Source organism: Telmatospirillum sp. J64-1 (assembly GCF_006980715.1).
GTDB lineage: Bacteria > Pseudomonadota > Alphaproteobacteria > Rhodospirillales > Magnetospirillaceae > Oleiliquidispirillum > Oleiliquidispirillum nitrogeniifigens.
This window is the reverse complement of sequence record NZ_SBHN01000009.1, coordinates 62,679-84,410: the sequence shown is the minus strand read 5'-3', so window position 1 is coordinate 84,410 and position 21,732 is coordinate 62,679. Positions and strand designations below refer to the sequence as shown.

Below are 21,732 nucleotides of genomic sequence, written 5' to 3'. Positions count from 1 at the left end.
CTTTTTGTTTGTCCGGCGTCAGGGCGGCGGCAGGTGCGGCGCAAGGAGCACGAGCGCCGCCACGGCGCAGGCCAGCGCCAGCCCCAGGAGCCAGACCCGCCATCCGGCCTTGGCCAGGGTGGGGGGATGGTCCAGGTCTTCCGTTGCCGATAGGCCGTCGAGGGCGGCCTGCCGGAACAAGTGCTTGCGGGCGGCGGGGGTGGGGGGAGCGTCGGTCTCTTGCACGGGGGCACCTTGTTCGTCCGGTTCTGCCGCAAATTCCTTGACGGTCGGACCGCATCCTATCCCCTGTTCCCGTGCCAAGGCAAAAAGAGGGGAGATATTGCTTGCGGCATAGGCATGGCCCAATCCCCGGCGCGAGTGGTTTTGTCACTTGATGGCACAGGGGCGCTCCCGCATAGTGCCGTGATTCCAGATGGAATTTAGGCACACGAACCTCCGCCTTCCGAGAGTGAAAACCCTTGAAAGGCGATAAGGAAGTCTGCGCCGCCTTCACGGCACGCAGTTCGTAAGTCGAACCGGCGAAGGAAGAGGCGGAATGCAGAAGTATGGGGCGTTCAAGGGCAAGAGAGGCGGTACGGAATGTCTTCCGTGATGCCCTTCGCCGCGCCGCCGGTCGCTTTCGAGCGCTTGCATGGGAATGCCTCGCTCTTCGCCGCCCTGGGCTTTCCGCGCCTTGCCCCGGTTCTCAACGATCTTGCCGCTCCGTGGATCGCCGTGGGGGCTTGGTCCGGCGAAACTCCCGTGGGACTGGCCTTAGGGCAGATGCAGGGGGAGAGAGGCTGCCTGCTGTCGCTGAGCGTCACCCCCGCCATGCGCCGTCGCGGCATCGGATGTGGCCTGGTCCGAGCCTGGGAAGAGGCTGCGCGGGCAGAGGGCGCATCATCCCTCACCACAGGATATTCCAACCGTCTGCCTGCACGGGCGGCACTGGCGGCGACACTCGCTTCCGCAGGATGGTCGGCGCCTCGTCTGGAGCAGATCTCGGTCATCGGCGAAACGGGCCCGATGGTGGAAGCTGTCGCGCAATGGTCTTCGGTCGCACGGTCTCTGCGGGACCCCGGCAGCTTTACCTTCGAGCCCTGGCGGACCCCGGATGCCGCCGATATTGCCGCCCTGGCGGCCTTGGCCGCCGAGCCGGATTACATTCCCCAGATGCATCCTGACGAGGGCTCGGCACCGATCGAGGAAGCCTGTTCCATAGCCGTCCGGCGCGACGACCAGTTGCTGGGCTGGGTCATCGGCGAGCGGACGGACCGGATTCCGCTGGACGGCTACCGTGATCGCCCGGCCATTCACTACCGCAGCGCCTATCTCGCGCGTTCCCTGTGGCATACGGGTCTGCTCGTCACGGCTTATTGGCATGCCTATGCCCGCCAGGCAGAGGCCTTCGGGCCGGACTCCATCGCCTTCTTTTTCACCTGCGTGCCGCGTATGATGGCCTTGACGCAGCGTCGCTTCGCGCCGATCGCGCTCCGTGTGGACGAAAGTTTTTTCTCGTTCAAAGGCGTTCTGCCCGATTCAGGCCGGAACTAATTTTCTGGAAGAGCCACTCAATTGAGTATCGGCAAGGATTTGAGCCCATGACGCCCGTCAATTTCGAAGAGATATTCACCCCGGACGCCATCCAGACCGTTGTGGAACGGCTGAAGAGCGATCCTGTTTTCCGCGCCGAAGCGATGGCCGATCTGAATGCGGCGGTGGAGGCACATTACGGCGTGACCTTGCCGCAGCCGATGAAACTGATCCAAGACGCTTCCGGCTTTCATGCCATTCCGGCGGAGGGGAGCGAAGAGCTGTCCGACGACGAATTGGATCTGGTGGCCGGTGGGGCGCGGGCTCCCGGCTTTAGTGTGAAGCAGGGATAAGACGTTTCCCGTCTCTGTTTTTTGAACTGACCGTGGCTTTCATGCCGATCCGGCGGACGAGGCCGATTTCCAAGAAAGGATTATGTGAATGTCTACTGTTAATCTTGAAGAAATGTTCGGCCTGGACACCATCGAGACGGTCCTGGCGCGTTTGAAGAGTGACCCGGCTTTCCGCGCCGAAGCGATGGCCGACCTGAATGCGGCGGTGAAGGCGCATTACGGCCTGGTTCTGCCCCAGCCGATGCAGTTGACGGAAACGGATGCTGGTTTCCATGCCGTTCTGAAGGATGAGGGCGTGGAATTGTCCGACGATGAACTGGATCTGGTGGCCGGGGGCGTCATTGCGCCGGTGAGATTTGATAAAACTAATGGCACCAAGCTCAAACTGGGCTGATCGACGCGGTTCTTCACCGTGAGAATGGCGCTGGTTCCATCGGGATGGGACCAGCGCCGACTTCCGTTTATCATGGATTTCTAAAAGGCTTTGCTGCTGCATCGGTTCGGCGGAAGCGCAACGCCCGATTTGCGTCAGGGCGAGATGACCGAATGCGGTCTTGCCGCCTTGGCCATTCTTCTGGCGCATCACCGCCAGCCCGTTTCCTTGGAAAGCTTGCGGGAGGCGGCCGGTTCCACGCGTCTGGGCACGACGGCGCGTGTCCTGATCCAGCTTGCCCGCCGCCATGGCATGGATGCCCGCGCCTTCCGGACCGAACCGGAGAAACTGGCCGCGCTGGGCTTTCCCCTCATCGTTCATAGCCGTTTCATCCACTTCCTGGTGGTCGAGGGAATGACCGGCAGCGAAGTGCGGGTCAATGACCCGGGGCTTGGTCCGCGCATCATCCCGATGGAAATCTTCGCCGAGGACTTCACGGGCATCGCCATCACTGTCCGCCCCCCTGCGGATGCAGCCCGATCATCCAGGCAACGGGGATGGGCCGGGCAGATCCTGGAACGGCTGGCACCCTATCGAAGCCGCGTTCTGACCGTTCTGGCGCTGGCGGCGGCTACCCAGGCGGCGGGTCTCGCTGCCGCATTGGCGGCAGGACAACTGGTGGACGGGCAGGCCGGATGGGCGCTCTTTCTCGTCCTGGCCGCTGTGACGGCCCTGGCCGCCGCCTGGTTGCGGGACCGGGTGTCGGAACATCTGGCGGCCCGGCTTGCCGGAGATGTGGCGGCGACAGGTCTCATGCGCTTGCTGGGCCTGCCGTCTCTCTGGTTCGCCCGCCGTTCGCCGGATCAGGTTGCCCAGGCGCCGATGGCGGCAGTGAAGATGCAAACTCATCTCGGCGCCGTCTTGGCTGTGGCGGAACTGCCCATCCTGCTCATTCCCGCCGTGGCAGCCGTGATCCTGGACCCGCTGGCGGGCGGCGTGGTGGTGGCGACGGCCTTGGCAAGCCTCGCGGTGCTGTGCGGCGTCTATGGCCGTCGGGGGGGCGTGGTGGCCCGGCTAGGTGCCGGTGGCAGGGGCCGGACCTTGCCAGAACCGGGAATAATCGCGGCGATCCATACCAGCAAGACGGGGGGCGGCGAGGCCGAACTTTTCACCATGCTCGCCGGTCGTCATGCGGCGCAACTGGCCGAGACCCAGCAGGCGGCCGGTACGCATGCCCTGGTGGGAGCAATGCTGACCGGACTGGCGGCGGCAGGATTGGCCGCGGCTCTCGGCCTTGGATGGCTTGGGGTAACGGAGGGATATCTGACAGCGGGAGGAGTCGCGGTCCTGGCCCTTTTGTCGGTCGCGCTGCACTTTCCGCTTGCCCGTTTGGACCGCCAGCTTCCCGGCCTGCATGAATTGCGCGCTACGTTGGCGCGGCTGAGGGATATGGAAACCTCCCTCCCGTCATCGGAAAGCGTGCCTGTGGGTCCCCGGCCCACCGGCTGTCTGGTGCTGGAGGGCGTGTCGTTCCGGCCTTCACCGCTGCTGGGGCCGGTACTGTCGGGCGTAAGCCTGACGGCGGAACCGGGGACGCAGATCGGAATCGTCGGTCCGTCCGGCAGCGGCAAGACAGTGTTGGCGAAAATGGCCTGCGGCCTGCTGGAACCGGATGCCGGAAGCGTGCTGTTGGGGGGCGAGCCGGTCGGCCTTGTCGCACAACGGCATCCCGGCGCAGTGGCCTGGGTGGATGCGGCCAATTCGCTGCACCGGGGCAGCGTGGCCGACATCCTGCGTTGCGGCAGCACCGCCTATCCGGATGATGCCTTGTGGGAAATGCTCGATCTGGTCGGCTTGGCCGGTGACCTGGCACCACGCGGCGGGTTGGGCCTGGAGTTGGTGCGCGGCGGCGCCGAACTGAGCGGCGGCCAGAGGCGGCGCCTGATGCTGGCCCGCTCCTTGCTGCGCCGCCCGGCCTTGCTGGTACTGGACGAGACGTTGGATTCCCTGGAACCGGAATTGGACAGGACCATCCGCAGCCGGTTGAGGCGGCTGGGATGCACCGTCCTGATCACCAGCGGCAGGCCCTGGAATCTGGGGGAGTGCGAACAGGTGATCGATCTCGGCCGTCTCCACACAGAAGAGACGGCATCGTGACCCCGGATGTGGCGCGTGCCTTGGCGCGGATCGCTGTCGCCTTTCCACAGGACGGCATGGCGCTGCGTGACGCGGCCCTGGCGGCGGACATCCGTCTGCGCCGTGTCCGGTTGCGTCAGCGTCGGTGGTGGCGGGAGGATCACGGCCTGCTGCTTGCGTTCGATCCGGCGGAGGAACGGGCGCTGGTGCTCGCGCCGGATTTCCTGCAGGGTGGATATCAGGTGGTGGAAGCGGGGGAGGAACGGCCCCGTCCTCTTGATGATGCAACCGCGTCTCGCCTGGTCCGCCAGGCCTATTCCGTGAGCCGGTGCTGCAAGGAGAAGGTCCTGACTCCGCCGCTCTGGCACCGCTTCGCCGGGCAGGGCAGTGGCGAGGATCGTGCTGTGGAAACGGTTGCAGCCCTGGGTGCCGGTGTGTTGGCCGTCATTCCGGCCCTGGCGCTGTTGTCTCTTCCGTCCCTGGGCGCTGGGGGAATGATCGCGGTGCTGGCCTTGGCCGTCGTGGCCGGGGCGGTGTTCGAGTATCTCCGCCGCCTTGCCTCTGCGCGCCGAAGCGGCCGGACGGATCAGGGGCTTCATGCCGCCCTGTGGGAGCGTCTGCTGGCCTTGCCCCTGCGCCCGCTGCAAGAGGCGGGGGCGGCGACGATATCGGGCCATCTGCATCACGGCTTGAGCGCCATGCAGGACAGGAACGATCACCCTGGCCTTGTGCTCCAGGGCCTGGCTCTGCTGCTGCCGGCTCTGGCGGTGCTGGTCTATGCCGCTCCCGGCCCGGCGCTGGCGGTGATGGTCCTCCTGGTGATCGGCGGCGGGGGGAAGGGACTTTTGCTGCGGCATGCCGATGCTCTGCGTCATCGCAGGGAGCAGGTTCTGCCCGAGCTGGAGGAGACCCTGTCCCGGTCATTGCCCGCCCTGCCGCAATTGCGGCTGCTGGGTGCGGTGGGCTGGGCAGCCGGAAGAGCGCAGGAAGCGATGAAGGACCTGCTGAGCTCGGCCCGGGACGAGCGGCTGATTCGGGCTGCCGCCGTTGCTGCCGGGCGAGTGATGCTTTTCGCCGCCCCATTGGCGGCGGTCGGTCTGCTCCTGGGGGAAGGGCGGCAGGTCACGGCGGTAGGAGGCGCGGCCCTGGCGGCCTGGGTGGCGGCGCAAGGCGCGGCGCATCTGGCCGAGGCTTTCGGCAAGCTGCCTTTATCGGTGCGGCTTTCCCCCTTGCAGCCGGTGCTGGAAGCCGAGCCGGAAGGCTTCGCGGCGGCGCCGGTTCCCGCGCGGATCGAGGAACTGGCGCTGGTGGATGTCTGCTTCACCTATCCCGGTGCCGCCGCTCCCTGCCTGCGCGGAATCACTCTGACGGTGAAGCGGGGAGAGGTGGTGGCTCTCGCCGGCCCCTCGGGAAGCGGAAAAAGCACGCTGCTGATGCTGGCATTGGGGCTGATGCCGCCGGATAGTGGCGAGGTCCTGCTGAACGGGCAGCGCCTTTCCGCATGGAACATGCGGGCCTGCCGCGACCGGATGGGCAGCGTCCTGCAGGACGAAAGGGTGGAACTGGCAACCGTGCGCTCCGTCATCCTCGGCATGTCGCCCCTGCCGCCCGAGCAAGCATGGGAGGCGGCGCGGCTGGTCCGCCTGGACGAGGATATCGCCGCGCTGCCCATGGGCATCCAGACCATCGTGGGCGAGGGGATCTTCCCGGCCGGAATGATGCAGCGCCTGCTGATCGCGCGGGCCCTGGCGCGAAATCCCGACCTGCTGGTCCTGGATGAGGCGACCGCCGCCCTGGACGAGGAAATCCAGGCGGCCTTGTTCGCTGCATTACGGGAACGGGGGATGGCGGTTCTGGTGGCCAGTCACCGTGCGACGACCCTGGCGCTGGCCGACCATGTGCTGCATCTGGGCGAAGCCTGAAACCGTTACGCGAGGCGGGCGGAAGACAAGGTCTTGATCAGGCGGTCGAAGCGGTCTCCGGCCTGAGAGACCGAATCCAGGATGGCGTCGTCCAGTTCGTCTTCCAGCACGTCCTCGGTGGCGAGCGTGCTATCCTCGCCATAGCCCCGATGGCTGGCCGAGTTGCGCAGCCGGTCGGCCAGGAACAGGGCCATGGCCTTGTAGAAGCGGCCCATGAAGCCGGGATCGGATGCGAGCTTGGCCGTCAGGTCGCGACGGGACAATTCCAGCACCACACACTCTTCCTCGGCATCGACCGAAGCGGAAGGCGGCGCGCTGTCCACGAAGGACATTTCGCCCACGACTTCCCCCGCGCCGATCGAGGCGATGCGGCCGACGCCGTTCACGGTGACGGCGAGATGCCCCTCGATCACGATATAGAGGGAATTGATGGGCTGGCCTTGGGTGATCAGGCGCTGCCCTGCCGGAACACGCCGCTTGACCCCGATCCGCGCGAACCAATCCACATCCCGGTCATCCAGTTGCCCGAGGATATAAAGCACCTTGCGCATGTCGTCGTTTCTCCTGTTCGGCGCGGCCGGACGCTAGAGGGTTTGCCGCCGCGCCATGTCGGCGAAGGGGCCGGGGGTGGCGAGCAGATCGTGATACTTGCCCTGCTGCACGATGCTTCCCTGTTGCAGCACCACGATCCGTCCCGCTTTTTCCACCGATGACAGGCGATGGGCGATGACGATGCGGGTGATGGGCAGGGCCGCCAGCGTTTCGGTGACCACGGCCTGGGTGCGATTGTCGAGGGCGCTGGTCGCTTCGTCCAGCACCAGCAGGCGCGGACGGCGGATCATGGCACGCGCCAGCAGCAGGCGTTGCCGCTGGCCGCCCGACAGGGTGGGGCCGCCGTCCATCAGGGGCGTATGCATGCCCATGGGCATCGCCTCGATATCCCGGTCCAGCCCGACCAGCCGTGCTGCGGTCCAGGCATCCTCGAGTCCTAATCCGCTGGAGCCGACGATATTGCTGAGGATGCTGCCGCCGGACACCTTTCCGTTTTGCAGCACCACGCCGGTCTGCCGCCGTACCGCCGCCAGATCCAGGTCGGCGAGCGGCTTGCCATCCAGGAAGATTTCGCCGCTGTCCGGGCGCTCGAAACCCAGGAGCAGGCGCAGCAGGGTGGATTTTCCCGATCCCGACGGCCCCACCAGGGCGATCCATTCGCCGGGCTCGATGCTAAGAGACAGGTTCTGGATCAGGCGCGGTCCGCCCGTTTGATAGGCGAAGGAGACATTTAAGAATTCGACGGCTCCCTGCAGCGGTCCGGGATCGCGCCGCAGGCCGGTTTCTTCCGGCACCGCGTCGAAGAGCGGACGGGCGCGGCGATAGAGAGGCACGGCCCCCAGTACATCGGTGAGGGATTGGCCGACGCCGTTGAGGGCGGCCAGGAATTGCCCGAAAGCCGCCAGGAAGGCCATCATGGCCCCGGGCGTGAGCCCTCCGCCCAACTTGTCTGGATCGGCGCCACCCAGGCTGCGCAGCTTCTGGTCGATCATCCCGTCCTCGATCAGCAGGACGGCGACGGCCAGCAGGATCAAGGTGGCCAGCCCCGGAAACAGGGCATGGAAGACGGTGATGCGGTTCGAGACCCGGCTGGCATCGGCGAAATGACGCTTCTGCTTGGCGTAAAGCCGTGCCCAGGTACTGAAGGCCCGGTCCAGTGCGGCAGCCGTCTTCAGCTTGCCGATGCCCGCCATGATCTGGAAGACCAGCCCTTCCACACGACCACGCGCGTCGGCATGCCGGGTTTCGTGACGGAGCTGAAGGGCCGCAAGCCCCAGGGTCACCCCTAGCGACGTCACGGCCAGAACCAAGCCTAGCAAGGCGAGTTTGGCGTCGAAGAAGAACAAGGCTGCCAGGCTGAAGACCGAGAACAGCAGGCTTTGCATGGCTGTCAGGGCCGCGCCGGACAGCCGCTCGCGGATAGCCTGGATGCCGAGCACGCGGTCGGCCAGATCGCCGGCGCTGTAGCGCGAGAAAAAGGCTGCGGGCATGCGCAGCAATCGATCGAACAGCCCGGCTTGCAGCGCCCAATCCAGGCGCCCTTCGACGGTCAGGGTGGTCAGGAAGCGGACCAGCTGGAAAGACCCGGCGCCCAGGGCGGCGGCAAGAAGACCGGCCACCAGAATCATATGCTGGTCGACCATGCCGCGCGGGATGATCTCTTGGACCAGGAGATTGGTGGCGAGGGGAACGCTGAGAGTGAGCAAGGCGGTGAAGGCACCCAGCCATCCCAGGCGGCGGAGTGCGCCTTGCGTATCGTGCAGGCCGAAGCGCAGCAGGCCGGCCGGTCCCAGGGGCTGGTCGGGCAGGCGGCGATAGAGCATCCGGGCCTGCCCCTTCAGGGCATCGGCCACCGCCTCGTCCACGCGCCGGACGGTGCCGTTGGCCGGGTCGTGCAGTTCGTAACCCCCCGCACCGGGCAGCAATGCCACTGCTGCCGCGCCGTCCGTCTCGTCGTCCTTCTGCCACCATGCCAGCAGAGGGCCGCTGTCGTGGCGCCACCATTGGCCGCGCAGCAGCACGGTCCGCCAGCGGAGGCCCGAGGCCTTGAGGGTCGCCTGCAAGCGGTTGGTGCCGTCGTCGCTGCCTTGCGGCGGGCGCAGGGGAAGGTCGAGGTGACGCGCCAGCAGATGCAGCGCCGCCAGATCCGAGACGATGCCCTCGGGCGGCGGAGGCGGGGCCTTGCGGTCGGCGACCGTGGCTAGGGCGCGCAGGCCTTCTTCCCGGACTTGGCGGCTCAGATCGCCCCGGCGCTTCTGGCGCTCGGCGATCCGGCTGGCATGCAGGGTCAGATCCTGGTCGATCAGTGCCGCCACATGGGCATGCAGCCTTGTGACCGCCGCCTGGATGTCGGCTTCCGATATCTCCTCGATGATTTCGATCTCACCGGCTTCCAGGCATTCGACCCAAAGGGTCCGGGTCAAGGGAAGGGGAGGTGTGTCCGAATCGGCCAGGGCTTCATCCTGGCCGCGCAGCCTGAAGCGTCCGCTACGAATCTTCGCCCAGACCGGCAATATGCCCGTGCCGCCGCAGCGCAATCCGGGAGGAATCTCGTGCCGTCCGTCGGACAGGGCGAGATCGGCCATGGCGGTGCCCAAGCCCTCCATCAGGGTCTCGACCAGTGAGGCGGCCCATTGGTCGAGGGCATGGCGCGGCAATGAACAGAGGGATTCGTCGCGCTCTTCGATCTCGCTGCCGAGGCCGGGAACTAGGCGCAGGTCCCAGGACGGCGAGGGCGAAGAGAAGGGAAGAATCCAGCCGCCGGTCTCGATGCGGCACAGGAAATGACGGCGGCCGTCTGCGGCACCGTCATCCTTTTCCTCGCGCAGCACCGCGAAGAGGTCGACCGTGCCACGGCGGACCAGTTTCAGGCCTCCCAAGGCGGCTTGATCGGGCTTGGGATCAAGAAGGACGGTCATGTCAGGCGCTCCGGATCAAATCGGCATAGCGCCCGTTCCGGGCCATCAGGTCTTCATGCGTGCCCCGTTCGACGACGGTTCCATGCTCCATGACCAGGATCTCGTCGGCATCTCGGATGGTGGACAGGCGATGGGCGACGATCAGGCAGGCGCAGCCGCGGCGGCGCAGATTGGAATCGATGGCGTGTTCCGTGACCGGGTCCAGGGCCGAGGTCGCCTCGTCCAGGACGATGACGGCGGGATCGTTGACGAGCGCCCGCGCGATCTCGAGGCGTTGCCGCTGGCCGCCGCTGAAATTCAGCCCCCCTTCGCGGATCATCCCGTCATAGCCGCCGGGACGGCTCGCCACTTCGGCATGGATCTCGGCATCCTTCAGGGCGCGGGTCAGTACCTCGTCGGGAACATCCTTGGCCCACAGGGTCAGGTTGTCGCGGACGGTGCCTTCGAACAGCATGATGTCCTGATCCACATGCGCGATGGTGGCGACGAAGCGGGCCGGAGAAAGTTCGGCCAGCGGAATGCCGTCGATGAGGATTTCCCCTTCCCAGGGCTGCAGAAGGCCGCTGACGAGCCGTCCGATGGTGCTTTTGCCGCTGCCGGAGCCGCCGACCAAGGCGATGCGCTTCCCCGGTTCCAGCGTCAGCGAGAAATTGGCGATCAGCGGCTCGTCCAGCGGCGAATAGCCGAAGCTCACCGAGCGCAGCTCGACCCGCCCCTGCGGCGGTGCCGAAAAGGCCGGGTCCTGCTCTTCCATCTCGGCGGACGGGGGAGGCGGAGTGCTCAGGACGTCCGACAGGCGGGCGATGTCGCCCTTGATGAGTTGCAGCCTTGCGCCCAGTTGCGTCAGCCCGGCCAAGGGGCCCATGAAATTCTGGAACAGGGTCTGGACGGCGACCAGGGCGCCGATGGTCAGCACGCCTTCCATGACCCGGTAGCCGCCGATGCCCAGGACGGCAACCGGCGCAAGGGCCGTGGTCAGGGCGGGGATGACGCTCAGCAGGGCCGATTGCACGCCGATTTCCTGCCGGGTCGTCAGCAGTCCCGCCTGATGGCCGCTCCACAGCGCGAAGGCGTCGCTCTCGCCGCCGGTGGCCTTCAAGGTCTCGATATTGTGGATGCTGCCTACCGTGGCCGAGAGCAGCTTGCCCTGCTGGCCCAGAAGCTGGCGGTTCAGGTCGTCGCGCTTGCGTGCGGCGAAAACCAGCGCCAGGGCGTTGCAGCCGCCCAGGACGGCGGCCGCGGCCGCCATCACCGGGTCGAAGAAGGCGATCACGGCCAGATAGAAGACCAGCGACATGGCGTTGAACAGGTTGGTCGCCAGTTCCCCCGACAGCAGGGTCGCCACCCGGTCGGTGGCGGCGACGCGGTTGGCCAGTTCGCCGGCATGGCGCTGGGTGAAGAACCGCATCGGCAGGGTCATCAGGCGGGACAGGTAGCGTCCGGCCAGGGTGACGGCCAGCTTCGCTTCCAGGCGCAGCAGATAATGTTGCTGCAGGGCCGTGACGCCGCCTTGCAGCAAGGTGGCCAGAAGGAGGCCCAGCACCAGCGGCATGACCCAGCTTTCCATCTGCTGGACCAGGACCATGTCGATGAATTGGCTGGTCAGGCCGGGAATGACGATGCCGGGCAGGACGAGGAACAGGCTGAGCAGGGCCACCAGGGCGAGGGCCGGGCGCGATCCCCGCAGGGAATCCGCAAGCTGGGCGAAGGGCCTGGGCGGCGTGCCGCCGGGGGCGAAGTCCTCCCCCCGTTCCAGGGCGATGACGACGCCGGTGAAGCTTTCATCGAGTTCCTGCCGCGAGATCACGCGGGGGCCACTGGCCGGGTCGTTGAGATGGACACGGTCGCCCTTGATCCCCCGGAACACCACATAGTGATTGAAATTCCAGTGGATGATGGAGGGAACGGGCAGGTCGTGCAGGGTGTCCGGTTCCTTGCGGAAGCCCTTTGCCGCCAGGCCGAAACGGCGTGCCGCCTTGAGCAGGTTCGACGCCTTGCTGCCGTCCCGGGAAACGCCGCAGGCCTCGCGCAAGGTCTCGAGCGGCACCCAGCGTCCGTGATAGGCCAGGACCATTGCCAGACAGGCGGCGCCGCATTCGGTCGCCTCCATCTGCAGGATCGTCGGAACCTGGACCGGCCTGTGGCGGGCCTTGGGGATCATCCGTCGAGCCCCGTATATTTCCGGAATAGCGGGACGATCAGGTCGATGGGGCGCAGCTCGCGCACGGTGATGTCGGAGTCGAGGGTCGTGCCGCTATGCAGGCGGATCGGCGGACCCTGGCGCGAGGACCAGGCATAGCCGCTTTCGGTGGGGCCGGGCAGCAGGTCGATGCGGATCTCGTAAGGAGCGCCGTCGCGGGAGAAGCTGTCGATCAGGGCGTCGTTCTGCAGGACGGCAGCCATGCCTTCCCGCGTCGACGGGAAGGACGAAATGCTGCGCACGATGCCTTGCAGGGTGCCGTGTTCCTCGCGCCGCACATTGTCCGGGGCGATGCGCACCTTCATTCCCGGCTGCACCATCTTGCCGTGACGGGTGGGGATATAGGCCACGGCTTCCAGCCCTTGGCCGGCACTCTCGATGCCCAGGATGGCATGGCCCGTGGCGACCATGTTGCCTGCGGTCGCCCTGATCTCTGTCACCCGCCCGCTGGACGGGGCAAGGACATGGGCATCCCGGGCAAGCTGGCTTTCCAATTCACGGATGCTGCGCTGGGCAGTGGCGATGGCCGCCTGGGTCTCGCTGATTTCCCGCTCGTGGCGCAGGGTGACCTCGTTTTCCTCGGCTTGCAGGCGCAACAGGGCGCTCTGGCCGTCTGCCTGTGCCTGATTGGCCCTGGTCAGGTCGGTCTGGATCGCCTGGACCTGATTGCGAGTGGCGAAGCCGTCCGATGCCAGATCCTGGTGGGCCCGCAGGCGTTCGGACAGCCAGCCCGCCTGTTCCCTGGCTGCGGCGATGGATTGTTCCAGGGCGCGGCGCTGCTGCGCCAGATTGGCCTGGACGATCTCGCGTTCACGGGCATGGGCCGCCTGCCGCCGCGCCAAATCGGCCTCGCGCTCGGCCAGGAGTTCGCGTGCATTCTCAAGCCGGGTCTGGACATCGACTTGCAGGATGCGCGCCACCGGCTGGCCTTCCTCGACGCTGTCGCCCAGCCCCACCAGCAGCGTCTCGATCTGTCCCATGGCCGGGCTCATGGCGGCCACGACACGGCCTTCGCGGGCGATCAGGATGCCCTTGCCCGCCACATTGGTCGGGATCGTTCCCAGGAAGCCCCAGGCGACCAGGGCCGTCAGCAACAGCCCCAAAGTCGCGGCGACGATCCAGCCGCGCGCGTCGGTGACGACGATCAGGCGGTCCAGTTGATCGGGCGAGGACAGACGGTCGAGGGCAGACTGGCGGAAGATACGGTTCTGAGCGCTCATCCTGGGCCCCATTCATTCCTGCAAAGCCAGGGGCAGCGTCGTCCCGGATGGCGTGGCGTTTCCGGCACGATGCAGGCTTCCCAGGACGGAATCAAGACCGGAGATATACATCTGTTCGTCGGCGGGGGCGGCGTTCCCCTTTGCCGCCCCCTTTCCTGTTTCCCTTCCGATGTCAGGGAGTTAGGCCAGGACCTCCTTGACCCGCTCGGGCGTGAACGGCAGGTCGCGGAGCCGGACGCCTGTCGCGTCGAAGACGGCATTGGCCAGCGCGGCGCCGGTGGGGCCCTGCGAGGCTTCCCCGGCGCCCAGATATTCGGTGCCGGGCTGGTCCAGCAGGACCACCTCGATGGGCGGCACCTCGCTGAAGGTCAGGATCGGATAGTCGAACCAGTCGCGGCTTTCGATCCGGTTGCCCGAGAAGCGGACCTGTTCCTTCAGGGTCCAGCTCAGCGATTGCACGATGCCGCCCTCGATCTGGTTGGATACGCCGTCGGGGTTGACGATGTGGCCGGCATCGGCGGCTGCGACGGCGCGCAGGACGCGGATCACGCCGCTCGACGGGTCCACCGCCACTTCCAGGCAGACCGCGCAATAGGTCGCCAGGTTCTTGTATTGGGCGAAGGCGATGCCCCGGCCATGGCCCTCCTTCTTCTCGAAGGTGCTCCAGCCGAATTTCTCCGCCGCCGCCTCGATCACGGCGCGGGAGCGAGCGTCCTTCAGCTGCCGCAGGCGGTATTCTACCGGATCGGCCCCGGCGGCATGGGCCACTTCATCCATGAAGGATTCGGTGGCGAAGACATTGCCATAGGCCCCCAGCCCGCGCGTCGAGGACACGCGCACCGGCATCGCGGTGATGAAATGCGTCGTCACTTTATGATTGGGGAAATCGTAAAGGACGATGGCGTTGCGGTCGGCCGCGTAATTGGGGGCGCCGCCATTTCTCGGTACCGGTTGCTCGAAGGGCGTCGCCAGGGAACGGGCGGCCAGCAGATTGCCCGCCCGTCCGCCGGGGCGGGTGCCGTGCGGGGTCGACCACAGATCATAGACCCAGTCGATGACCTCGCCGCTCTCGCTGATCCCGGCCTTCAGTTCCATATGCATGGCCGAGCCATAGGGCTCCCAGGCATGCTCGTCGGCACGGCGCCATTGCACCCTCACCGGACGGCCCGGCAGGGCGCGGGCGAGCAGGGCGGCGTCGGCGGCGACATCGTCGGCCCCGTTATGCCCATAGCATCCCGATCCTTCCAGATGCTGGAGGCGGACCTTTTCCCGGGGCAGGCCCAGCATCTCGGCGATCGCCGCCGCCGTCGGATAAACGCTCTGGCTATGCGTCTGCACGACGAATTGGTCACCGTCGAAAAGCGCGACGGCGGCGGAGGAACCGATGGAGCCATGCATGTGATAGGGGCGGCGATAGACGGCCGCGACCTGTTTCACCGGCCGGGCGGTGGAGCGGGACTCGTCCTTGATCGGGATGTCCTGGCTGTCCTGCGCCTTCATCCAGTCGTAGATGCCGTCATGGGTCAGGGGGCTTGTCCCTTCCTCCCATGTCGCCGCGCTTTCCAGGGCCTCAACCGCCGCCATGGCCTGGTCTTCCCGCTCGGCGATCACACCGAGGAAGCTGCCGTCGCGGACCACCTTGAGCACGCCCGGCATGGCTTCGACCTGCGCGGTTTCGACCGAGACGAGCTTGGCGCCGTAGGACGGCGGGTGCAGGACGCGGCCATGGACCATGCCCTGGGGGCGGTAGTCCTGCACGAAGGCGGGCTCGCCCAGCACCTTGGCGGGAAAATCGCGGCGCGGGACGGGCTGACCGATATAGCGATAGGCGGCAGGGTCCTTCGGCTGGACCGTGCCGGTGGCTTCGCGCTCGATGCTCAGCCCTTGGACAAGATCCCAATAGGTCAGCGAGCGGCCGTCGGCGGCCTTGATCGTGCCGTCCTCGACGCTCAGGCTCTCGATCGGGGCGTCCAGCTTCTGTGCCGCGAGGTCGAGCAGGATGTGGCGCACTTCGGCGGCGGCGTAGCGCACGGCCGTTGCGCCGTTGGGCATGGATAGGCTGCCCGCCGTGGTTCCCTCGTCGGGGGTCTGGGCGGTGTCGCCGGAAATGATGTTGAGCCGCTCGATGTCGATATCGAGTTCGTCGGCAGCGACCTGGCTGAGAGCGGTGAGGATGCCCTGTCCCAGCTCGACCTTGCCGGTCAGCAGGGTCACGGTGCCGTCGGCATTGATGCGGATCCAGGCATTGAGCATGGGGTGCGCATTGAGGCTGCCCGGCAGCCTTGCCTGCGAGGCCTGGGCCATGCCCACCGGACCGAAGAGGTTGAAGGCGAGGGCCAGTGCGCCGCCGGCTTTCAAAAGCGTGCGGCGGGAGAGGAGCATCTTGTCCGGCATCATGCCACCTCCTTCGCGGCGCGGAGAATCGCCCGGACGATGCGGTTATGGGAACCGCAGCGGCAGAGATTGCCGTCCATGGCCTTGCGCACCTCCTGGTCGGTGGGATTGTCGTTCTCTCTAAGGAACGCGGTCGCCGTCATGATCATTCCCGAGGTGCAGTAGCCGCATTGCGCCGCCTGTTCCTCGAGGAAGGCCTTCTGGAGGGGGCTGGGGCTGCCGTCCTCGCCCCGCAAACCGGCGGGGGTTTCGATCTTCGCGCCTTCGACGCTTTGGACCGGCAGGCTGCAGGAGCGGGCGGGCTGGCCGTCCACCAGCACGGTGCAGGCCCCGCATTGGGCAAGGCCGCAGCCGAATTTTGGGCCGTTGACGCCTAGATCATTCCGTAGGACGAACAGAAGTGCTGCATCAGGAGGTGCCTCGACGTCGCGTTTTCTGCCGTCGACATTCAAAGTGATCTTCATGCCGGAGTTCCTCCCTGGTCTTGTGAAGTGAGAGGGACGGCGGGCGCCCCTTCGTCAGAGAGGCTATGTTTGCATACATTATAGTTGACGGTCAGTCCCTGATATTGTGACTTTCCTTGGGTCTCGGTTGAAGTTTCTTGGCGTGATCAGCCGGAGCAGGCTAGGAAATTGAGGGGGTCCGGCGCCTGAGAAGCCGGATCCCCTGCTTGCCGAGTGTCCCAGCTTTTTGCTCAGGCCAATTCCTCGCTCAAGATGGACAGGCTGCGCTCGACGGCAGAAGCCATGCGGCGTACCGCCTCCTCGGGAGAGATGTTTTCCTGGCCCTTCTGCGGGACGGCGAAGACGCTGACATTGACCTCGTTGCTGCCTTGGAAGGCAGCCGGCGGCAAGTTGTTGCGTTGCAGGATGATGTCGGCGACGAGGCGGCAGGTGCGGCCATTACCGTCCGAGAAGGGATGGATGCTGACCAGCTTCTGATAGGCAAGGGCGGCCAGTTCGATCGGATCGGTCTGCCCCATCTTGTCGTTCAGCCAAGTCATGAAGTCGTCCATGAACAGCGGAATCCGCTCAGGGGTCAGATAGGCGGCGCCGCCGCCCGCCGTTTCGGGACGCTCCCGGAATTCGCCGGCGATTCCTTCATTGGCCGGCATGCCGGTATTGAGCAGGCGGTTGATCTGCTTGATGCTGTCGAGGGTCAGCGGCTGGTTGCTGCTGGCGATTTCTCTGGCGAAGGCGCTGGCCGCTTTCCAGTTGTCGGTGGCGCGGCGTTGTCCCTCGGCTATTTCTCCGCCACCGCTCTTGCCGGCGATGGTGTCCGAGCTTCCCATGCGGATGGCGTCGATCCGTTCCGTTGCCCTCGCCAGCTTTCCGGGGTCGGCATTTTCCAGATCGAGCTGGTCAGCCGTGTCACGGATGCGCTGGGACATCTGCTGCAAGGCCGGGCGGTTTTCCTCGGCAATGGGGCGTGCAAGTGCGGCGCTGAGGTCCTGCGAGATGATACGCCCGAATTCCTTGCGATTTTTAACTGACAAGGCCAGGGCATCGCTGTCCAGTGTCTGGAATAGCGGTTCGGCGCGGGTGAAGATTTCCGATTGCAGGTCGATCCTGGTTTCGTCGCAATAGGCGGCGGTGCGGTCCCAGTTGGAAGCGGCCTTGAGATCGGCCAGCATCTGGCGGGCCTGGCTCAGGCCTTCGATGATTGCCGCCTGGTCCGGGCCTGCCTGGCGTACGGCATCGCAATAGGCATCGATCACTCGGGTGGCTTCGTGTTCCAACATGTTGCGGAGGCTCGCCGCGGTGGTGCTGGCGCCATTGGTGCCCTGGATGCCTGCCAGGCTAGAGCCCAAGGCGGTCAGGACCTGTGCCTGGGCCTGAAGTTGTTCGGCATTTCCACTTTGCAGAACATCCCGGCTCAGGTTGAGGTTGAGCCAGGCGTTGGAAAGCTGCTGCTGGACTTCGGGCGGACCGACGCGCTCGATCTGCTTGTCGATGGTGAAATTGACGTCGCCCATTCCTCTGCCGCGCAGTGAATCGATGATCGCTTCGGGGATGTCGTCCACCCTCTCGATGACGAATTCCACCTTCATGGCCGCCGAGATTTCGTCCGCAGGCCTGCCCAGGGCCGGGCCGACCAGCCGGATCGCGAGGGTAACCGTATCAGCCAAACTACGGATGGTGGAAAGGGATCGCGCGCTGATATCCTCGTCCGCGCCATTGCAGAACAGGAAGTTCAGGCTATCACGCATCTGGCTCATCTCGGGGCTGGTCAGGGATGTCCACAGAGTCTGCATCTGCTCGGCACTGGCCCCCGCTGTGAGCAGGCCCATTTCCACGAGATTGGTGTTGAAGTCGATCAGATCGTCCGCGCCCACTTCCGCGCCTGAGGCCACCATGTCGGCTAATAGCGGCGTGAGGGCCGCGTCATAGCGGGTGAAGTAGGTGTGAAGAGCATCGGTCCGGTCGGCATGCGACGCCTCGGGATTGCCGAGGACCGTCAGCAGGGCTTGTCCGGCATCCCGGTTATTCCAAAGCGCTTCCAGGAATTGCGGGTTTGCCATGTCGTGGCTCAGCGCCATCTTGCGGAGGGCGGCCCGGTCGCTTTCGTTGGTGCTCAGCCGGTCGGCGGTCTGCAAAAGGGCAAGCTTGTTGTCGAGGAAGCGCTCGACACGCTTTTCGGTGACTTCCCGGGCTTGAGCCATGGAAACGACCTGATTGCCAAAGCCCGCGCGCTCGATGTCCCTTTTGATGGCCTGTTGCAGGCTGGACAGGTTGAGGTCCTTGTCGTCGTGCTTGAGGTCCATCCCCTTTTCGTGGACCAGGTCGGAGAAGACCTTGCCGAAGCTGTGGGGGTCGTGCGCCGCCGTGTTCTCGCTGAAATGATAGGCGACCATGAAGTTCAGGCCCTTGACCTGCTTCATATGGGCTTCGCCCTGCTGGATGATCTTGTTGACCGTACGGGCACTCAACGGCTTGCCCGATTCGATGTCCAGCTTTTGGCTGGCGGTGGTCGCGTAGGAACTGCCGAATTGCTTTTCCAGCGCGGCCACGAAGGATTGCATGATCTGGCGGTTTTCAGCCTTCAGGCTGTCGCCGCGGAACCATTGTGCGATCCGTCCGCCAATACTCATCTTGCCGACGGTGGGTTGGCCGTTGCCGGCACCGTTCTCGAGCTTGAGCATCCCGCCATCGGCGGCGGCCTTCTGGAATTGGGTAATGGTAAGCGCCATCGTCGAACCTCCTCAGACCCGCAGGCCCTGGAACATGGGCCCCTGCTGTTCGGAGGTGTCCGTGCCGCCGGCGGGTTGGTCCAGCCGGGTCATCCAGCTTTCGGCGATATCGACGAAGCCTTTGATCTCGGCTTCGAGCAAGACCGGCGTCAGTGACGGGAGGGGCAGGGCATAGACCAGGGCGATGCTGCGCGTCGCCGGATCGACCCCGATGGTCGCGCCGCCGGTACCGCGGAAGAAATGATTGGCTTCCAGGAGGGATTCGTACAATTCCGCGCTTGCCGGTTGCGGAGCCAAGCCCAGATGTGCATAGAGCATCAGTTGCTGGGCCTGGGGGACCAGTTCCATGTTGACGAGCACGTTGTCGAAGCCCAGGCAGCAATAGCCATAGGCGTCGAAGGTCAGCTCTTCCAGGCCGATCGTGCGTCCGAACTCCGCGAGTATCTGCTGGGCTTGTTCCAAGTTTTGCACCGCCAGGTCCTCCTGATTGATCCTTCTGCCTTTTTAGTAACGGCAGAGGCGTATCGGTTCGGAAAAAGGGCGGGTTTTGCAGACTGGTCCCCAGGCAGGGTAAGCTGGCGTCATTCTTCGGTCCGCTGGAATCATGCGGACGGCCGAGACGGAAAGGAGCGTTGCATCATGTACATCGCCATGAACCGGTTTAAGGTCCGCCTGGATGCGGAGAAGGATTTCGAGGAGATGTGGCTCAATCGCGAAGTTCATTTGCGCGAGGTGCCGGGCTTTGCCGAATTCCATATGCTGCGGGGGCCGCGATACGAGGATCACCGCCTCTATTCCTCGCATACGGTCTGGGAGTCAGAGCAGCACTTCCTCGACTGGACGAAGTCAGAAGCCTTCCGCTCCGCCCACCGGGCAGCCGGTGGCAGCAAGCCCCTTTACCTCGGACCGCCCCAGTTCGAGGGCTTCGAGGTCATTCAGACGATCGGACGGGAAGGTTGAACCGGATTTCAGCTTCTGGAATTGTGCGCCGCAGGCGTTCGGGAGCCCCGACGCCTGCCTGTAACGAACCAGAGTCTCAAGGACGGTAACGATGCGTGATCCAGCGACCAAGGGGTATACACTCAACCAGACGATGCTGCGCGTCCGCGACCCGGATGCGTCGGTCCGCTTCTATACCGAAGTGCTGGGCATGACGTTTCTTCAGCGCTTTGACTTCGAGGAGATGAAGTTCTCCCTTTACTTCCTGGCGCTGCTGAAGGAAGGGGAAACCGTGCCGGAGGATCCTGCCGAACGCAGCCGCTTCGTCTTCTCCCGGGAGACCACGCTTGAGCTCACCCATAACTGGGGAACCGAGAGCGACGAATCCTTCGCCGGCTATCACAACGGGAATTCCGAACCGCGTGGCTTCGGCCATCTCGGCATCAGCGTGCCCGATGTCGATGCCGCTTGCGAGCGTTTCGAAAAGCTTGGCGTGGAATTCGTGAAGCGGCCGAATGACGGCAAAATGAAGGGCATCGCCTTCATCAAGGATCCCGACGGTTATTGGATCGAGATCCTGTCGCCGAACGGCATGGCGTCCATCGCCGCCGCTCAGCCGAAGTAAGCCCGTCGGGGAGGGGAGGAAGGGGAGCTTTCATTCCCTTCCTCCCCTCCGCCACGGTTCGAGGTTTCAGTGAAGATTGCTCCGCAATCCACTGGAATCCTTAGGGCTTGCCGCAGGCGGCGGGAGGCGCGACACTCCTCCCATTTCAACGTTGGACAGAGGCTTTCATGCTGACGCTCTATTATTCGCCCGGCGCCTGTTCGCTGGTGCCGCATGTCGCCCTGGAAGAAACGGGCGCGCAATTCGAGGCCAAGCCCGTTTATCTGCGCAAGGGCCAGCACAAGCAGCCGGAATATCTGGCCATCAATCCCAAGGGCAAGGTGCCTGCCCTGGATATCGGCGGGTGCGTCCTGACCGAGAATCCCGCCATCCTGACCTATATCGCCCGCACTTTCCCCGAAGCCAGGCTGCTGCCCAGCGGCGATCTGGTCAAGGAAGTCGAGGCGCTGTCGCTGCTTTGCTGGTTCTCGTCCGGCGTGCATCCGGTGATCGGCCGTTTCTTCGGTCCCGCACGCATCTGCGATGCCCCTGGTTCGGAAGGGCGCCTGCTGGAGATCGCCCGCGAGGGAACGGCGCAGAACTTTGGCATGATCGAGAAGATGCTCGAAGGCCGGGAATGGCTGCTGGGGGACTATTCCGTGGCCGATGCCTATGCCTACGTCTTCTTCAGCTGGGCCAAGGCACTGAACCTGGATGTTAGCGCCTATGGCAATTACGCCGCCCATTTCGAGCGCGTCGGCGCCCGCCAGGCGGTGCAGCGCGCCCTGGCCCGCGAGGCTGAAGCCCGCGCGGCGATGGAAGGCTGAAGTCAACGAGCCCAGCCCCCGGGATGAAGGGTGTCCCGGGGGCTGGACTATCCTGTGTCTTTACTCAGTACGGAACTTTCGCCGGGTCCCGGAACCACGCCTCGAAACCGGCCTTGGCTTCTTCGGCCAGCAGGCGGGTCATGGGGATGTCGCGTTCCTCGATGGGCTTGACCACTTCCCGGTAAAGATAGGCGTCGTCGAAGCCGATGGCGGCGGCATCCTCGCGGCGGTTGGCGTAGTGGATGTGGCCGATCCTGGCCCAGTAGATGGCGGACAGGCACATGGGGCAGGGTTCGCAGCTGGTATAGATCTCCGCCCCTTCCAGCGAGAAATTTCCCAGATTGCGGCAGGCATCGCGGATGGCGACCACCTCGGCATGGGCGGTAGGGTCGTTGCTGCTGGTGACCTGGTTCCAGCCTTCCCCGACGATCCGTCCGTCCAGCACCACCACGGCGCCGAAGGGGCCGCCCTGGCCCTGGCCCGATTTTTCGGCGGCAAGCGCGATGGCGCGCCGCATGAAGTCTTCCTTATCCATAGGCCCATTTTAGACACAGCCTTCTCATCCCGCCAAGCCATGCGAAAGCGTATT

Annotated in this window: 18 protein-coding genes; 8 read left to right on the top strand and 10 right to left on the bottom strand. The window is 65.2% G+C overall.

Features of this window, described 5'->3' with window-relative positions; all coding sequences use genetic code 11:
- Positions 1-18: 18 nt before the first annotated feature.
- A complete protein-coding gene (locus EPD66_RS10495; protein ID WP_142848459.1) occupies positions 19-225 on the bottom strand; it encodes a hypothetical protein in 207 nt (68 codons plus the stop codon).
- A 357-nt stretch (positions 226-582) separates the two neighbouring features.
- On the opposite strand from EPD66_RS10495, the gene EPD66_RS10490 reads away from it, so the two are divergent.
- The 5 genes from EPD66_RS10490 (at position 583) to EPD66_RS10470 (ending at position 6,299) form a co-directional block, all read left to right on the top strand.
- Positions 583-1,536: a GNAT family N-acetyltransferase gene (locus EPD66_RS10490; RefSeq protein ID WP_142848458.1), complete on the top strand. Its 954-nt coding sequence runs from the start codon at positions 583-585 to the stop codon at positions 1,534-1,536.
- Between the two features lie 47 nt (positions 1,537-1,583).
- Complete coding sequence (locus tag EPD66_RS10485; protein WP_142848457.1) at positions 1,584-1,868, top strand: hypothetical protein; 285 nt, start codon at positions 1,584-1,586, stop codon at positions 1,866-1,868.
- A gap of 88 nt (positions 1,869-1,956) precedes the next feature.
- Positions 1,957-2,262 (top strand): hypothetical protein, encoded by a 306-nt coding sequence (locus EPD66_RS10480; RefSeq protein ID WP_142848456.1) that lies wholly within the window; start codon positions 1,957-1,959, stop codon positions 2,260-2,262.
- Positions 2,263-2,352: 90 nt separating this feature from the next.
- Positions 2,353-4,398: a cysteine peptidase family C39 domain-containing protein gene (locus EPD66_RS10475; protein WP_142848455.1), complete on the top strand. Its 2,046-nt coding sequence runs from the start codon at positions 2,353-2,355 to the stop codon at positions 4,396-4,398.
- Entirely contained in the window at positions 4,395-6,299 is a 1,905-nt protein-coding gene (locus EPD66_RS10470) for an ATP-binding cassette domain-containing protein (RefSeq protein ID WP_142848454.1), read from the top strand. Before EPD66_RS10475 ends, EPD66_RS10470 begins: the two co-directional genes overlap by 4 nt.
- Positions 6,300-6,304: 5 nt before the next feature.
- On the opposite strand, the gene EPD66_RS10465 is transcribed toward EPD66_RS10470, so the two are convergent.
- From EPD66_RS10465 to EPD66_RS10430, 8 genes are all read right to left on the bottom strand, one after another.
- Positions 6,305-6,850 (bottom strand): cyclic nucleotide-binding domain-containing protein, encoded by a 546-nt coding sequence (locus tag EPD66_RS10465; RefSeq protein ID WP_142848453.1) that lies wholly within the window; start codon positions 6,848-6,850, stop codon positions 6,305-6,307.
- Positions 6,851-6,883: 33 nt separating this feature from the next.
- Positions 6,884-9,769, bottom strand: a complete 2,886-nt coding sequence (locus EPD66_RS10460) for an NHLP bacteriocin export ABC transporter permease/ATPase subunit (protein WP_142848452.1) — start codon at positions 9,767-9,769, stop codon at positions 6,884-6,886.
- A gap of 1 nt (position 9,770) precedes the next feature.
- On the bottom strand, positions 9,771-11,930 hold the full coding sequence (locus EPD66_RS10455; protein ID WP_142848451.1) for an NHLP family bacteriocin export ABC transporter peptidase/permease/ATPase subunit: 2,160 nt from the start codon (positions 11,928-11,930) through the stop codon (positions 9,771-9,773).
- Positions 11,927-13,189 (bottom strand): NHLP bacteriocin system secretion protein, encoded by a 1,263-nt coding sequence (locus EPD66_RS10450; protein ID WP_185961355.1) that lies wholly within the window; start codon positions 13,187-13,189, stop codon positions 11,927-11,929. The genes EPD66_RS10455 and EPD66_RS10450 overlap by 4 nt, the downstream gene beginning before the upstream one ends.
- Before the next feature lie 180 nt (positions 13,190-13,369).
- A complete protein-coding gene (locus tag EPD66_RS10445; RefSeq protein ID WP_221930954.1) occupies positions 13,370-15,586 on the bottom strand; it encodes a molybdopterin cofactor-binding domain-containing protein in 2,217 nt (738 codons plus the stop codon).
- Positions 15,583-16,047, bottom strand: a complete 465-nt coding sequence (locus EPD66_RS10440) for a (2Fe-2S)-binding protein (RefSeq protein ID WP_142848449.1) — start codon at positions 16,045-16,047, stop codon at positions 15,583-15,585. Before EPD66_RS10440 ends, EPD66_RS10445 begins: the two co-directional genes overlap by 4 nt.
- A 230-nt stretch (positions 16,048-16,277) precedes the next feature.
- Positions 16,278-18,773: a Fic family protein gene (locus tag EPD66_RS10435; RefSeq protein WP_142848448.1), complete on the bottom strand. Its 2,496-nt coding sequence runs from the start codon at positions 18,771-18,773 to the stop codon at positions 16,278-16,280.
- A gap of 12 nt (positions 18,774-18,785) precedes the next feature.
- A complete protein-coding gene (locus tag EPD66_RS10430) occupies positions 18,786-19,244 on the bottom strand; it encodes a type III secretion system chaperone (protein WP_185961354.1) in 459 nt (152 codons plus the stop codon).
- A 168-nt stretch (positions 19,245-19,412) separates the two neighbouring features.
- Between EPD66_RS10430 and EPD66_RS10425 the strand changes: the two genes are divergently transcribed.
- The 3 genes from EPD66_RS10425 (at position 19,413) to EPD66_RS10415 (ending at position 21,143) form a co-directional block, all read left to right on the top strand.
- Positions 19,413-19,733, top strand: a complete 321-nt coding sequence (locus tag EPD66_RS10425; RefSeq protein ID WP_142848446.1) for an antibiotic biosynthesis monooxygenase — start codon at positions 19,413-19,415, stop codon at positions 19,731-19,733.
- 91 nt (positions 19,734-19,824) lie between these two features.
- On the top strand, positions 19,825-20,337 hold the full coding sequence (gene gloA, locus EPD66_RS10420; RefSeq protein WP_142848445.1) for a lactoylglutathione lyase: 513 nt from the start codon (positions 19,825-19,827) through the stop codon (positions 20,335-20,337).
- A gap of 167 nt (positions 20,338-20,504) precedes the next feature.
- On the top strand, positions 20,505-21,143 hold the full coding sequence (locus EPD66_RS10415; protein WP_142848444.1) for a glutathione S-transferase family protein: 639 nt from the start codon (positions 20,505-20,507) through the stop codon (positions 21,141-21,143).
- A 64-nt stretch (positions 21,144-21,207) separates the two neighbouring features.
- Here EPD66_RS10415 and EPD66_RS10410 read toward each other — a convergent pair whose 3' ends face one another.
- On the bottom strand, positions 21,208-21,678 hold the full coding sequence (locus tag EPD66_RS10410; protein ID WP_142848443.1) for a nucleoside deaminase: 471 nt from the start codon (positions 21,676-21,678) through the stop codon (positions 21,208-21,210).
- Positions 21,679-21,732 lie beyond the last annotated feature (54 nt).